The 14,500-nt window shown below is 71.9% G+C and carries 12 protein-coding genes and 1 rRNA gene; 8 read left to right on the forward strand and 5 right to left on the reverse strand.

Annotation, left to right across the window (positions count from 1 at the left end):
• Positions 1–60 (reverse strand): 16S ribosomal RNA (locus M3147_RS15785); the annotation flags it as partial.
• 543 nt (positions 61–603) lie between these two features.
• The gene (locus M3147_RS15790; RefSeq protein WP_251204378.1) at positions 604–1,434 is read right to left on the reverse strand and encodes an aldo/keto reductase; all 831 of its coding nucleotides are present in this window, start codon (positions 1,432–1,434) and stop codon (positions 604–606) included.
• A gap of 104 nt (positions 1,435–1,538) precedes the next feature.
• Between M3147_RS15790 and hrpA the strand changes: the two genes are divergently transcribed.
• Entirely contained in the window at positions 1,539–5,555 is a 4,017-nt protein-coding gene (gene hrpA, locus M3147_RS15795) for an ATP-dependent RNA helicase HrpA (protein ID WP_251204379.1), read from the forward strand.
• Positions 5,556–5,610: 55 nt separating this feature from the next.
• Here hrpA and M3147_RS15800 read toward each other — a convergent pair whose 3' ends face one another.
• Genes M3147_RS15800 through M3147_RS15810 form a run of 3 tightly spaced genes read right to left on the reverse strand, consistent with a single transcriptional unit; the run spans position 5,611 to position 8,317 of the window.
• Positions 5,611–6,423, reverse strand: coding sequence for an amino acid ABC transporter ATP-binding protein (locus M3147_RS15800; protein WP_439954206.1), 813 nt, complete (start codon positions 6,421–6,423; stop codon positions 5,611–5,613).
• Complete coding sequence (locus M3147_RS15805) at positions 6,420–7,418, reverse strand: amino acid ABC transporter permease (protein WP_251204380.1); 999 nt, start codon at positions 7,416–7,418, stop codon at positions 6,420–6,422. The genes M3147_RS15800 and M3147_RS15805 overlap by 4 nt, the downstream gene beginning before the upstream one ends.
• A gap of 2 nt (positions 7,419–7,420) precedes the next feature.
• Entirely contained in the window at positions 7,421–8,317 is an 897-nt protein-coding gene (locus M3147_RS15810) for an ABC transporter substrate-binding protein (protein WP_251204381.1), read from the reverse strand.
• 244 nt (positions 8,318–8,561) lie between these two features.
• Here M3147_RS15810 and M3147_RS15815 point away from each other — a divergent pair, with 244 nt between their 5' ends.
• From M3147_RS15815 to M3147_RS15845, 7 genes are all read left to right on the forward strand, one after another.
• Positions 8,562–9,770, forward strand: a complete 1,209-nt coding sequence (locus M3147_RS15815) for an MFS transporter (RefSeq protein WP_251204382.1) — start codon at positions 8,562–8,564, stop codon at positions 9,768–9,770.
• A 13-nt stretch (positions 9,771–9,783) separates the two neighbouring features.
• Positions 9,784–10,611, forward strand: a complete 828-nt coding sequence (locus M3147_RS15820; protein ID WP_251204520.1) for an aldo/keto reductase — start codon at positions 9,784–9,786, stop codon at positions 10,609–10,611.
• A gap of 238 nt (positions 10,612–10,849) precedes the next feature.
• The gene (locus M3147_RS15825) at positions 10,850–11,605 is read left to right on the forward strand and encodes a DUF4349 domain-containing protein (RefSeq protein ID WP_251204383.1); all 756 of its coding nucleotides are present in this window, start codon (positions 10,850–10,852) and stop codon (positions 11,603–11,605) included.
• A 9-nt stretch (positions 11,606–11,614) separates the two neighbouring features.
• Positions 11,615–12,772, forward strand: a complete 1,158-nt coding sequence (locus M3147_RS15830; protein WP_251204384.1) for an acyl-CoA dehydrogenase family protein — start codon at positions 11,615–11,617, stop codon at positions 12,770–12,772.
• Between the two features lie 81 nt (positions 12,773–12,853).
• Positions 12,854–13,030, forward strand: a complete 177-nt coding sequence (locus M3147_RS15835) for a hypothetical protein (protein ID WP_189085919.1) — start codon at positions 12,854–12,856, stop codon at positions 13,028–13,030.
• Positions 13,031–13,037: 7 nt separating this feature from the next.
• Positions 13,038–13,919, forward strand: a complete 882-nt coding sequence (locus tag M3147_RS15840; RefSeq protein WP_251204385.1) for a metal-dependent hydrolase — start codon at positions 13,038–13,040, stop codon at positions 13,917–13,919.
• Between the two features lie 83 nt (positions 13,920–14,002).
• Positions 14,003–14,497 carry a cation:proton antiporter regulatory subunit gene (locus M3147_RS15845; protein ID WP_251204386.1) on the forward strand — a complete coding sequence of 165 codons (495 nt, stop codon included), beginning with the start codon at positions 14,003–14,005 and terminating at the stop codon, positions 14,495–14,497.
• Positions 14,498–14,500 lie beyond the last annotated feature (3 nt).

Consider the following 14,500-nt stretch of genomic DNA (forward strand, 5'->3'; position numbering starts at 1 on the left):
TTGCATGTGTTAAGCACGCCGCCAGCGTTCGTCCTGAGCCAGGATCAAACTCTCCAAAAGAAACTTCAATCACTGACAGAGAAACAACTGACTAAAAAATCAAATTGTCCATCAATCAAAGGAATCCCATCATCCAAAGATGACCAGGGTTCAATAAATTGGCATTGAACATAGTGCACGCTGTTGAGTTCTCAAGAAACGGACGCACCCGAGCTCCGGTCAATCAGACCTTCAATCAGGGCAACCTGTCTACCGTACCACCCCTGAGAGCCGGTCGAGACCGAGCGATTCGAACCAGAGAGATCTGGATCGAGATTCACAGAGGAGGAGGTTTCATCTTAGGCTTGAAATCACCGAGTCGCAATGCTGCGCCTTCGAGGTTATTTGGCTAAGATCTTCGCCGTTCGGGGCCCGTTCGCTTCTCGCGTTTTCCGGCCGCCGTGGCGACATGGAATAACTTACGCGGCTCCGGCCGCCGCAGCAAAATCCGGCCTGCATCCCGGGCGTGTCGCCCGGAATTCCGCGGTTTCTCGCCGGGGATGGCGAACGGCCCGCCATCCTCACGGATGAGCGGGCCGTTCAGGCGACGGGCGTGCGCAGCGACTATTCGACCTCGTCGGGGTGGGCGCCCACCCGACCCTCGCGCTCGAGCGCGGTGATCGCCTGCATCTCGGCCTCGTCGAGCACGAAGTCGAAGACGTCGAAGTTCTCGGCCATGCGCTCGCGCCGGTTCGACTTGGGGAAGACGATGTTGCCGCGCTGCAGGTGCCAGCGGATGACGACCTGCGCCGGCGTCTTGCCGTGCGCCGAGGCGGCACTCGTCACCTCGGGGAGCTCGAGCAGCGGGTACTTGCCCTGCCCGAGCGGCCCCCACGCCTCGATGGCGATGCCATGCTCGCGGGCGAACGCCGCGGTCGCGGGCTGCTGGTGCGCCGGGTGCAGCTCGATCTGGTCGACGGCCGGCACCACGCTCGTCTCGGAGAGGAGACGCTCGAGGTGCGGCACGAGGAAGTTCGAGACGCCGATGGAGCGGGCGCGGCCGGACTCGCGGATGCGCTCGAACGCCTTCCACGTCTCGACGTAGCGGCCGCGCGCGGGCGACGGCCAGTGGATCAGATAGAGGTCGACCTTGTCGAGGCCGAGCCGTTCGAGGCTCGCCTCGAAGGCGTCGAACACCGACTGCGCGCCCTGATCGTCGTTCCAGAGCTTCGTCGTGATGAAGAGCTCCTCGCGCGGGACGCCGGACGCCGCGATGGCCCGCCCCACGCCCGACTCGTTGTCGTAGATGCGGGCGGTGTCGAGGTGGCGGTACCCCACCTCGAGCGCGTCGCTCACGATGCGCTCGGTCTCGACCGGATCGACCTTGAACACCCCGAACCCCAATTGGGGGATCGAACGGCCGTCGTTGAGCTGCACCACGGGAACCTGCGTCATGCGTCCATCCCATCACGCGCCGCCGACACCCGCGAGGGGCGTTCGCTGCTCGCGATCAGCGCCGGCGACGGGCGCGGGGCTCCGCGTCATACGATGGAGGGCTCATGTCTCGACTCGCCCCGGTGCCGCCCATCACCTACCCGCCCGAGCTCCCGGTCTCGGCGCAGCGGGAGGAGATCGCGCGCGCCCTGCGCGAGCACCAGGTGGTGATCGTCGCGGGCGCCACGGGCTCGGGCAAGACCACCCAGCTGCCGAAGCTCTGCCTCGAGCTCGGCCGCGAGCAGATCGCGCACACGCAGCCCCGCCGCATCGCGGCCCGCACGATCGCCGAGCGCATCGCCGAGGAGACCGGCACCGAGCTCGGCGGCCTCGTCGGCTACCAGGTGCGCTTCACCGACCGGGCGAGCGAGTCGACCCGCGTGAAGGTGATGACCGACGGCATCCTGCTGAACGAGATCCACCGCGACCGGGAACTCCGCCGCTACGACACGATCATCATCGACGAGGCGCACGAGCGCAGCCTCAACATCGACTTCCTGCTCGGCTACCTGAAGCAGCTGCTCCCCCGACGCCCCGACCTGAAGCTCATCGTCACGAGCGCGACGATCGACCCGGAGAGCTTCGCGAAGCACTTCGCCGACGCTGACGGCACCCCCGCGCCGGTGATCGAGGTGTCCGGCCGCACCTACCCGGTCGAGATCCGGTACCGCCCGCTCGTCGGCGACGCGGCCGGCGACGACGACGAGGGCGCGGCGGCCGACGACCGCGATGTGCAGCAGGGCATCCTCGACGCCCTCGACGAGCTCGACCGCGAATCGTCGGGTGACGTGCTCGTGTTCCTCTCCGGGGAGAGCGAGATCCGCGACGCCGAGCAGGCGGTGCGCACGCACGCGGAGCGCCGCGGCGGACGCGGCGGGGTGACCGAGGTGCTCCCCCTCTACGGCCGGCTCTCCTCCGCGGAGCAGCACCGGGTCTTCGAGCCCTCGGCGGTCGCCGGGCTCCGCCGGCGCGTCGTGCTCGCCACGAACGTCGCCGAGACGAGCCTGACCGTGCCCGGCATCCGCTACGTCGTCGACGCCGGGACCGCGCGGATCAGCCGCTACTCCGCCCGCTCGAAGGTGCAGCGACTGCCGATCGAGCCGATCTCGCAGGCCTCCGCGAACCAGCGCTCGGGCCGCTCCGGCCGCACGAGCGACGGCATCGCCATCCGCCTCTACGGCGAGGACGACTTCGAGCGCCGCCCCGAGTTCACCGACCCCGAGATCCTGCGCACGAACCTCGCCGCCGTCATCCTGCAGATGGCCGCGCTCGGGCTCGGGCCCATCGAGGACTTCCCCTTCCTCACCCCGCCGGACACCCGCGGCGTGCGCGACGGCCTCGACCTCCTCGCCGAGCTCGGCGCGCTCGAGCCCGGCGGCCGCGACGACGCCCGCGGCCCACGGCTCACCCGGATCGGCCGCCAGCTCTCCCGGCTGCCGATCGAGCCGCGCTACGCGCGCATGGTGCTGGAGTCGAAGGCCCACGGCGTCTCCCGCGAGGTGCTCGCGATCGTCGCCGGCCTCACCATCCAGGATCCGCGCGAGCGCCCGCTCGACCGGCGCGAGGAGGCGAACCAGGCGCACGCCCGCTTCGTCGACCCGACAAGCGACTTCCTCACCCTGCTGAACCTCTGGAACCACCTCGAACAGCAGCAGCGCGAACTCTCCGGCAGCGCGTTCCGACGCCGCTGCAAGGCCGAGTTCCTGAACTCGCTGCGGGTGCGGGAGTGGCAGGACCTCTACCGGCAGCTCGTCCGGCTGGCGAAGCCGCTCGGGCTCGAGATCGCAGGCGACCGGGCGAACACCGCCGCCGCCGACGCCGGGGCGGACGCCGACGGCATCCACCGGTCACTCCTCGCGGGCCTCCTCTCCCAGCTCGGCCTGCGCGACGACGCGAAGACCTCCTCCGGGCGCGGCGGCGCCGGCCAGGCGCGCGAGGCGGAGCGCAAGGGACGCCGCCAGCAGGCCGAGTTCCTCGGCGCCCGGGGCGCGCGCTTCGCGCTCTTCCCCGGCTCCGCGCTCGCGAAGAAACCGCCGGCCGCCGTGATGAGCGCCGAGCTCGTCGAGACCAGCCGGCTGTTCGCCCGCACGAACGCGGCGATCGATCCGGCCTGGGCCGAACAGCTCGCGGGCCCGCTCGCGAAGCGCAGCTACTCCGAGCCGCGCTGGGAGCGCCGGCAGGGTGCCGCCGTCGCCGACGAGAAGGTCACCCTCTACGGACTCGCCATCGTGCCGAAGCGGCGCATGCAGCTCGCCCGCGCCGACGCCGGCCTCGCCCGCGAGCTCTTCATCCGTCACGCCCTCGTGCTCGAGGAGTGGGACTGGAACCGGCTCGACCGCCGCGTGTACCGGTTCGTCCGCGACAACCGGGAGCTCCGCCGGGAGCTCGGCGAGGTCGAGGAGCGCACCCGCCGCCGCGACCTGCTGCTCGGGGACGAGGCCGCGGTCGCCTTCTACGAGGCGCGCGTACCGGCCGAGGTCGTCGACGCCCGCAGCTTCGAGGGTTGGTGGCGCGGCGAGCACCGCGAGCGGCCCGAGCTGCTCACGATGACGCGGGCGGACCTCCTCGGCGAGGAGGAGGCGGATGCCGGGGCCGACGGCTTCCCCGACGGCTGGGTGCAGGGCGATCAGCGGCTCCGGCTCGCCTACCGCTTCGAGCCCGGCGCGCCCGACGACGGCGTCACCGTGCTCGTGCCGCTCGTGCTGCTGCCCCGACTCGAACCGACCGGATTCGACTGGCAGGTGCCCGGCCTCCGCGACGAACTCATCACCGCGATGCTCCGCACGCTGCCGAAGGTGCTGCGCCGCCAGGTCGTCCCCGCCGCGGAATGGGCGGCGAAGATCGCCGCCGAGCTGCCCGCCGGCCCGGAGACCGGCGAGGCGCGCCCGCCCTTCGCCGAGATCGTCGCGCAGTCCATCAAGCGCCTCACCTACGCCCCGGTCTCGGCCGAGGACTTCGAGCTCGAGCGCATCCCGCCGCACCTGCGGGTCACCTACCGCGCGGTCGACGAACGCGGGCGCGTGCTCGGCGAGGCGAAGGAGCTCGCCGAGCTGCAGTCGCGGCTGGCCGAGCGGGCCGGGCGCGCCGTCGCGGCGACGTTCACGAGCGGCGACCGGGCCGGCCGCGACCGCGGCGGCCGCACCGTCGCCGCCGAGCACGGCGCGGCCGAGCACCGCGGCCCCGCCGCCGTCGCGGCGGCCGCGCACGACGGGCCGAAGCCGGAGCGGGGGCTCACCCGCTGGGCGTGGGATCGGCTGCCCGCGCACGTCGACACCCGGCAGGGCGGCAACACGATCCGCGCCTACCCCGCGATCGTCGATGAGGGCGACAGCGTCGCCCTCGTGCTCGTGCCGACGGCGGAGGAGCGCGACCGGGCGTCGCGCCGGGGCATCCGCCGGCTCCTGATGCTGCAGACCCCCTCGCCGTCGGCCTACGTGCAGGAGCACCTCTCCAACGAGGAGAAGCTCTCGCTCGGCCAGAGCGCCTACCAGGGACCGCGCGCCCTGCTCGAGGACTGCCTCGCGGCGGTCGTCGACGAGGAGCTTCGCCTCCGGCATCCGGACGGCCTCCTCGCGAGCCGCGAAGCGTTCGACGCCGCGCTCGCCGCGATCGGCGCGGTCGTCGTCGAGCGGATGTTCGAGACCGCGGCGCTCGTGGCGAAGATCCTGAAGGCGGCGCGCGAGGCGGACCGCGCGATCACGAAGGCGTCCAGCCTGCAGCTGATGTCGGCGCTCGCCGACGCCAGGTCGCAGCTCGAGGCGCTGACGCCCGCCGGGTTCATCCAGGCGACGGGGCTCGCCCGGCTCCGGCACCTGCCCCGCTACCTCGAGGCGATCACGGTGCGGGTGCGCCGGATGCAGGAGAACCCCGGTCGCGACCGCCAGCTCATGACCGAGTTCGCGCAGGCCGCGGAGGCCTACGCGAAGGCGGGCGGCACCGTGCCAATCGACCCGGAGGGCGATCCCGCGCTCGTGCGGGTGCGCTGGCTGCTCGAGGAGCTCCGCGTCGGATTGTTCGCGCAGGAGCTCCGCACCGCCGAGACGGTGTCGGTGCAGCGGATCCGGAAGGCGCTCGCCGGCTGAGCCGGGCGAGCGCCCTCCGTCGCGGCACGCCGTTCGGGCGTCGCGCGGACCGCGGCTAGAGGACCTTCGAGAGGAAGGCCTTGGTGCGCTGGTGCTGCGGGTCGGCGAGCACCGCACGGGGATCGCCGGTCTCGACCACGACCCCGCCGTCCATGAAGACGAGGGTGTCGGCGACCTCGCGCGCGAAGCCCATCTCGTGCGTCACGACGACCATGGTCATGCCGGTCTTCGCGAGCTCCTTCATGACGTCGAGCACCTCGCCGACGAGCTCGGGGTCGAGCGCGGAGGTCGGCTCGTCGAAGAGCATCAGCTTCGGGTCCATCGCGAGCGCCCGCGCGATCGCGACGCGCTGCTGCTGACCGCCGGAGAGGTGCGCCGGGTAGTAGTCGGCGCGCTCGGCGAGCCCGACCCGGGCGAGGAGCTCGAGCGCCCTGGCCTTCGCCTTGGCCTTCGAGAGCCCCTTCACCTGCGTCGGCGCCTCCATGACGTTCTCGAGCGCCGTCATGTGCGGGAACAGGTTGAAACGCTGGAACACCATGCCGATGTCGCGGCGCTGCTTCGAGATCTCCTTCGGGTGCATCTCGTGCAGCCGGCCGCCCACCTCGCGGTAGCCGACGAGCTGCCCGTCGACCGCGAGCCGGCCGGAGCTCACCTGCTCGAGGTGGTTGATGCAGCGCAGGAAGGTCGACTTGCCCGAGCCGGACGGCCCGACGAGGCAGAGCACCTCACCGCGCTTCACCTCGAGTGAGATGTCCTTCAGGACCTCGTTCGAGCCGAAGCTCTTCGACACGTGCTCGGCGCGCACCATCGGCACCGAGGCGTCCCCGGCGGCCGTGACGCCCGCGGGCGCCGTCGTCTGCTCGCTCATCGTGCGTCTCCTCCGTGCTTGGCGGCGATGCCGGCGTCGCTCTCGTCGAACTCGACGGCGGACATCGAGGCCGTCACCGGCCCGGGACCTGCGTCGGGCCTGGCGCCGACGCCGCGGGCGAAGCGCTTCTCGAGGAAGAACTGGCCGACCATGAGCACCGAGGTGATGGCGAGGTACCAGATCGAGGCGACGATGAGCAGCGGGATCGGGTTGAAGATCTCGACCGAGATATCTCGGGTGCGGGTGTACAGCTCGAGGGTGAACGGCACCGCGGTGGCCAGCGAGGTGGTCTTCAGCATCGAGATCACCTCGTTGCCGGTCGGCGGGATGATCACCCGCATCGCCTGCGGCAGCACGACGCGGCGCATCGTCTTGCCCCAGCCCATGCCGAGCGCCGTCGCGGCCTCGTGCTGGCCCGGGTCGACCGAGAGCAGGCCCGCGCGCACGATCTCGGCCATGTAGGCCGACTCGTTCAGGCCGAGGCCGATGACCGTCAGCCAGAAGGCGTTGAAGAGCACCTTGGTCGGGAACGACACCCAGGGCTCCATGAACGGCACGCCGAGATCGATGGAGGAGTAGATCGTCGCGAGCAGGCCCCAGAAGACGAGCTGCACGTACACCGGGGTGCCGCGGAAGATCCAGAGGTAGACCCAGGCGACCGACTTGAGCACCGGGTTCGGCGACTGCCGCATCACCGCGAGGATGATGCCGAGCACGACGCCGATGATCATCGAGAGCACGGTCAGCAGCAGGGTGAACCCCGCCGCCTGGGTGACCCGCTTGTCGAAGACGTACTTGCCGACGGAGCCCCAGTCGAACGCCTCGCGCTGCGCGGCGTCGATCACGAAGACGGCGACCGCCGCGAGCAGCAGCACCGCGACGACGATGCGCCACGGATGCCGCAGCTTCACGACCTTCTCGGGAGCGTTGGGCGGGGCGGACGCCCCGCCCGCCGGCGCGGGCGAAGCTGCCCGGCCGGCCGACGAGTCGCTCATGCCTACTTGCCCGCGTTGATGTCGATCGTGTCGACGGCGCCGGCCTCCACGCCCCACTCGGCGAGGATGTCGCCGTACGTGCCGTCGTCGATCAGCGACTGCATCGCAGCCTGCACGGCCTTCGCGAGCTCGGAGCCCTTCTTCACGGGGAAGCCGTACGGCGCCGAGTCGAAGACCTCGCCGGCCTGGACGAGCTTGCCGTCGGTCTGGGCGATCGCGTAGCCCGTGACCGGCGAGTCGGCGCTCATCGCGTCGGCCTGGCCGAGGACGACGGCGTTGGCTGCGGCCTCCTGGGTGTCGAAGGGCGTGATCTCGATTGCGGGCTTGCCCGCGTCGACGCAGGCCTGGCTCTTGGCCGGCAGCTCGTCGGTGTGCTCGTAGGTCGTCGCCTGCACGGCGACCTTCAGCCCGCAGGCGTCGTCGGGGTCGACGGTCTTGTCCTTGGGAGCGGCCCACAGGATGCCCGCGCTGTAGTAGTCGACGAAGTCGACCTGCTTCTGGCGCTCGGCGTTGTCCGTGAAGGAGGACATGCCGAGGTCCATGGTGCCGCCGGTGATCGACGGGATGATCTTGTCGAAGCTCGCGATCTCGTACTTGATCTCGAGGCCGAGCTTGGCGCCGAGCGCGTCGACGAGGTCGACGTCCCAGCCGATCGGGTTGCCGTCGGCGTCCTTGTACTCGTTGGGCGGGTATGCCGCGTCGGTGCCGACGACGAGCACGCCCGCGCTCTTGATCTCCTCGGGGAGGAGCGCGACCGCAGCCTCGTCCACGGCGATGGAGGCGCCGGTGTCGCCGCCGGGGGCGGCGCTCGGCGGGGTGCTGTTGTCGACGCAGCCGGTGAACAGCAGCGCGGCCGCCGAAGCGATGGCAGCCGGGAGGAGCAGACGTCGGGTGTTCATGATGGGACCTCTGTCGTCACGAAGTGATTGGGGACACGTACAGCGACGTAGCGTATCTCCAGGGCTCCGTCGCCGTGGCCCGAGCATAGCCCGCCCGATCGCGCAGGCCCGAACCCACGACCGAATACGCCGGGATCCGCCACTCAAACGCAGCATTCCAGCGCGTGCAGTGAAATCCACGCAGTGATTCACCCATCTCGCGCCCGCTTCCCTCGGCGGTCGCGGTCGATAGAGTGGTCCAACTGTGGGGAGCTACTCGGAACTGCTGAAGACCAGGGGCGTCGCCCGCATCATCGCGGCCCAGCTGACCGCCCGATTCCCTTCCGGCATGCTCTCGCTCGCGTTCCTCCTGCACGTCGAGCAGCAGACCGGCTCGTACGGCTCGGCGGGCCTCGTGCTCGCCGCGACCTCGATCGGCCAAGCCGTCGCCGGCCCGCTCACGAGCCGCATGATGGGGCGCTTCGGCATGCGCCCCGTGCTCATCACGACGCTCACGATCTGCGTCGCCGCGATCGTCGCCATCGGCGTCATCCCGCCGATCATGCCGCTCTACCTCGGCATCGGCCTCCTGGCCGGGCTCTCGACCCCGCCCGTCCAGCCCGCGGTGCGGACCATCTACCCGAAGATGGTGAACTCCCGCCAGCTCACCCCGCTCTTCTCCCTGGACGCCTCGGCGCAGGAGATCATCTGGGTCGTCGGCCCCGTGGTGACCACCTTCGTCTCCACCCAGCTCGGCACGATCTGGGGCATCCTGCTCGCGGCCGCGCTCATGATCGTCGGCGGCGCCTGGTTCATCTCCTCCCCCGAGCTCGGCCGGGTGCGCATCCCGCGCTCGAAGCGCCGCTTCGGCGTGGTGCTCGCGCGGCCGCCCGTGCTCCTCGCGACCGTCGTCGGCTTCCTGCTCATCGGCGCCTGCGCGGCGATCGAGGCGGGCGTCGTCGCCGTCTTCGGCCACGGCGGTGCCGAGGCGGGCATCGTGCTCGCGATCTTCTCGATCGGCAGCCTCGCCGGCGGCCTCTTCCTCGGCCACACCCCGATCGGGCCGTGGTCCACGGCCCGGCGGATGTTCATCGTCTTCGCGGGCACGGCGCTCGCGGCGGGGGCGATGGACTTCTGGTGGCTCGCCGGCACGCTCTTCGTCGCCGGCATCGGCATCGCCCCCGCGCTCGCCGTGCTCTTCGCGATCGTCTCGGCGAGCGTGAAGTTCTCCGACACCGCGGAGGCCTACGGCTGGGTCGGCACGGGCCAGCTCATCGGCGCCGCCCTCGGCTCGGCCCTCGCGGGCTTCCTCATCGACGGCAACGGCGCCCAGGGCGCGTTCTGGGCGGCTGCGGCGCTCGCCTTCCTCGGCACGCTCGTGCCCGCGCTCGCGAAACGCTGGCACCCGGACCTCCGCGGCCGCGACGCGAGCCCGATCCCCGACACCGAGCCGGTGCCGATCACCCCCAGCTGACGAGGAGAACCGAATCTCCGATCACCGCGCTCCCCTGCTGCCGCTGGCCGACGGCGCCGCGATCCCGCAGCTCGGCTTCGGGCTCTACAAGGTGCCCGCCGCCGACGCGACCCGGCTCGCCCTCGCCGCCATCGAGGCGGGCTACCGGCACCTCGACACCGCGGCCTTCTACGCCAACGAAGCCGAAGTCGGCCGCGCGGTGCGGGAAGCCCCCGTCCCGCGCGAGGAGCTCTTCGTCACGAGCAAGGTCTGGAAGGACGACCACGGCTACGACGAGACGCTGCAGGCGTTCGACGCCTCGATGGAGCGCTTCGGGCTCGAGCGGATCGAGCTGTACCTCATCCACTGGCCGGTGCCGTCGATCGACCGCTACGTCGACACCTGGCGCGCGCTCGTGCGGCTCCGTGAGGAGGGGCGGGTGCGCTCCATCGGCGTCGCGAACTTCCACGCGCACCACGTCGACCGGCTCGTCGCCGAGACCGGCGAGGCGCCCGTGGTGAACCAGGTCGAGCTGCACCCCTGGCTGCCGCAGACGGAGCTCCGCGCGTACGACGGGGCGCACGGCATCCTGACCGAAGCGTGGTCGCCGCTCGCGCGCGGCCGCGTGCTCGGCGACCCGGTGCTGGCGCGCATCGCCGCGAAGCACGGGCGCACGCCGGCGCAGATCGTGCTGCGCTGGCACGTGCAGCTCGGCAACGTCGTGATCCCGAAGGCCTCCTCGCCCGAGCGCATTCGGGAGAACCTCGACGTGTTCGGCTTCGAGCTCGACGCGGACGACCTGGCGGCGATCGCCGAGCTCGAGTCGGGCGAGCGCACGGGTCGCGACCCCGACGACGACTGACGAACGAGGGGCCGCGGCGGTTGTGGGCGCCGAAGGACTCCCAGCAGACGGCAACCCGATCGTGACCCGACTCCCAGCGCCCGGTCAGCCACCGCCCCCGGCCACCGCCCTAGCGTGTGGGCCATGACCACGACGACGCGACTCGCACGGCCCCTCGCGGCCCTCGCCGCGGCGGCGTTCGCCGCCCTCCTCCTCGCCGGCTGCACCGCCCAGGGCGGCGGGTCCTCGGCCCCCCGCGATGCCGGCCGGCCCCGGCGCCCCGCTCACCGAGGAATCGGCGGGCGCCGACACGACGCGCGACGCCGACGGCACGAGCGAACGCAGCGTGGTCACCACCGGCTGGCTGCAGCTCACGGTCGAGGACCCCGTCGCGACGGCGGCGGATGCCTCGGCGCTCGTCGAGCGCGCCGGCGGCCGGGTCGACCACCGCTCCGAGACGCCGGGCACCGACACGCAGCCGGCGCGCGCTTCGCTCGTGCTGCGCATCCCGGCCGACGAGCTCGACGGGGCCGTCGCCGCGCTCCGCGAGCTCGGGCGCGTCGACCAGGTGTCACTGGACGCCTCGGACGTCACGGTCGAACGGCAGGACCTCGAGGCGAGGATCGAGGCGCTCACCGCCTCGGTCGATCGCCTGCAGCAGCTCCTCGCGAGCGCCGCGACGACGACGGACCTCATCGCGATCGAGTCCGAGCTCACCACCAGGCAGGCGGAGCTCGACGGGCTCACGGCGCAGCGCGAGCTCCTCGTGGACCAGATCGACTACGCGACCGTGAGCCTCGAGCTCGTCACCGAGGGCGTCGCGCCGAGCGCGGGCCCCGGAGACTTCTGGTCTGGGCTCGCCGTCGGCTGGGACTCGCTCCTCGCCTTCCTCGGGGCGGCGCTCGTCGCCCTCGGCGTCGCCCTGCCGTGGCTCGGCGTGCTCGCCGTCGTCGGCGGGCTCGTCGTCGGGATCGTGCTGCTCTCGACGAGGCGACGGGGCGACCGGGAGGCGTAGGCTTCGGGTGTGGGCCCTGAGACTCTGCTCGACGACTCCCTGCTCGACCGCATCCGCGAGCGCGCGGCCGGCTACGACCGCGACAACGGCTTCTTCACGGAGGACCTCGAGGAGCTCAGGGAGCGCGGCTACCTGCGGGCCCTCGTGCCCGCCGAGTTCGGCGGCCTCGGCTGGAGCCTCGAGGACGCGGTGCGCGGGCAGATGCGCCTCGGCGGCGCCGCCCCGGCGACGGCGCTCGCCGTCAACATGCACCTCGTCTGGACGGGCGTCGCGAAGGTGCTGCACGACCGCGGCGACGACACGCTCGACTTCCTCCTCCGCGAGGCGGGCGAGGGCGAGCTGTTCGGCTTCGGCATCAGCGAGGCCGGCAACGACCTGATGCTCTTCGGCTCCCGCTCCGAGGCCGACCCGCAGCCCGACGGAGGCTACCGCTTCACCGGCCGCAAGATCTTCACCTCGCTGTCCCCCGCCTGGACGCGGCTCGGCACGATGGGACTCGACTCCGTCTCCGCGGATGCGCCGAAGCTCGTCTACGCGTTCATCGACCGCGAAGACCCCGACGTCAAGATCCTCGACGACTGGAACACGCTCGGCATGCGGGCGAGCCAGAGCCGCACCACGGTGCTCGACGGCGCCTACGCCGCCGCCGACCGGATCGTGCGCCGGCTCGACCCCGGCCCCAACGCCGATCCCTTCGTCTTCGGCATCTTCGCGAACTTCGAACTGCTGCTCTCCGCCGTCTACACGGGCATCGGCGGCCGGGCGATCGAGCTCGCCGTGGCGGCAGCGCGCCGCCGCACCTCGATGAAGCACGGCGGCCGGCCGCTCTCGAACGACCCCGACATCCGCTGGCGCATCGCCGACGCCGCGATCGCGCACGACGCCATCGAGCCGCAGCTGCGCTCGCTCGCCCGCGACGTCGACGAGCTCGTCGACCACGGCGCCGGCTGGTACCCGAAGCTCTCCGGGGCGAAGGTGCGCGCGACCGAGACGGCGAAGCACGTCGTCGACCAGGCGGTGCGGGTGGCCGGCGGATCGAGCTACTTCGCCGGCAACGAGCTCGGCCGGCTCTACCGCGACGTGCTCGCCGGCATCTTCCACCCCTCCGACGACGAGTCCGCGCACGGCACGGTGGCGAACGCCCTGCTCGGCCCGGCCGAGGACTGAGCGGGCGGCCGCGGGCCCGGCGGGCGCCTGGCTAGACTGGAGGAGGCGGCATCCGCCCGCACTCGCACTCTGGAGGTCGTTGTGAACGTCGTCGCTTTCCTCATCGCCATGGGCCTGTTCGTGTTCGGCATGTGGCTCATGGGCACCGCGCCGCACCTCGCCGGCGTCGAGGCGATCGTCTTCTTCGCGGGCATCATCTGCGTCTCGCTCGCGATGGCGATCCCGATGAACCTGCTCGGCCGTCGCGACGGCGTCTGAACCGCCGATGACACTGCCCGGCACGCCGACCCGCGTCGACTACCCGGCCGGGGCGCTCTCGAGCACCGCCACGGTGCTGCACGTCGCCCCCGCCGCCGACGGCCTCGTCGCCGTCGTGACCGACGCCACGAGCTTCCACCCGGTCGATGCGGCCTGGCCCGACCAGCCCGCCGACCGCGGCGTGATCCGTGCGGGCGGCCGGGAGGTGCCGATCGTCGATGCCGTGGTGGCGGCGAGCGACGGCACGGAGCTCCACCTCGGCGACGCGATCCCGGTGCGCAAGGGCACCGAGGGCTGGACGTTCCTCGTCGCGCACCTCGTCGACGCCGACGCCGCGCCGGCCGAGGGCGACGAGGTCGAGATCGTCGCCGACCCCGAGCTGCGCGCCGCCCTCAGCGTCGGCCACACCGCCTGCCACCTCGCCTCGCTCGCGCTGAACCGGGCGCTCGCCGGGCGCTGGTCGAAGGAGCCCCGCGAGGACGCGCTCGGCGCCCCCGACTTCGACGGCACCGCCATCCAGAGCTCGCGCATCGAGGCGGACCGCTCGGTCGACCGCTACCGGCTGAACAAGTCGCTGCGCCGCGCCGGCTTCGACACCGCCTCGCTCGACGAGGCCACTCTCCCCGCGCTCGCCGGCGAGGTGCAGGCGACCCTCGCCGAGTGGGTCGCGGCGGATGCCGCGGTCCGCATCGAGGCCGAGGGGCCGGCGCTCACCGACCGCCGTTCCTGGGTCTGCGAGCTTCCGGATGCCACGGCACGGATCCCCTGCGGCGGCACGCACGCGACATCGACCGGGGCGCTCGGCGCGCTCGCCGTGCAGCTCGAACTGGCCGACGACGGCGGCACCCCCGTGCTCGTCATGACGACGCGCGCGACGCCGCAGCGCTGAGCGGGCCCCGTACGCCGACGGCAGCTGCGCCGACTCGCCCGCGACTGCCGGACCACCCCGCCTGCGGGAGTACGATGGCGCTCGTGGGAATTCGCATCGAGAAGATCGACCTGCCGGGCATCGGAGTCCGGCACGATCTCGTGACCGAGCACGGTCGCCGGATCAGCGTCGTCTCGCACCGTGACGGCGAGCGCGACCTCGGCGTCTTCGACGAGGACGACCCCGACGCCTGCCGCAACTCCGTGCCGCTGAACGACGAGGAGGCCGCGGCGCTCGCCGACGTCCTGGGCGCTTCGGTCATGCTCTCCCGGCTGACGAGCCTCTCCGACGAGACCGCCGGGCTCTACACCGAGCAGATCGCCCTGCCGACGGACTCGCCGTTCCTGAACCGCACGCTCGGCGACACGAAGGCGCGCACCCGCACGCACGCCTCGATCGTGGCGATCGTGCGCGACGGCCAGGTGATCCCCTCCCCCACCCCCGCTGAATCCCTGCGCGCCGGTGACGTCATCGTCGCCGTCGGCACCCGCGAGGGCCTCGACGGCGTGTCGCGGCTGCTCGCCAACGGACCAGACTGAGTC

This window comes from Agromyces mediolanus (genome assembly GCF_023715325.1).
Classification (GTDB): Bacteria; Actinomycetota; Actinomycetes; order Actinomycetales; family Microbacteriaceae; genus Agromyces; species Agromyces mediolanus_A.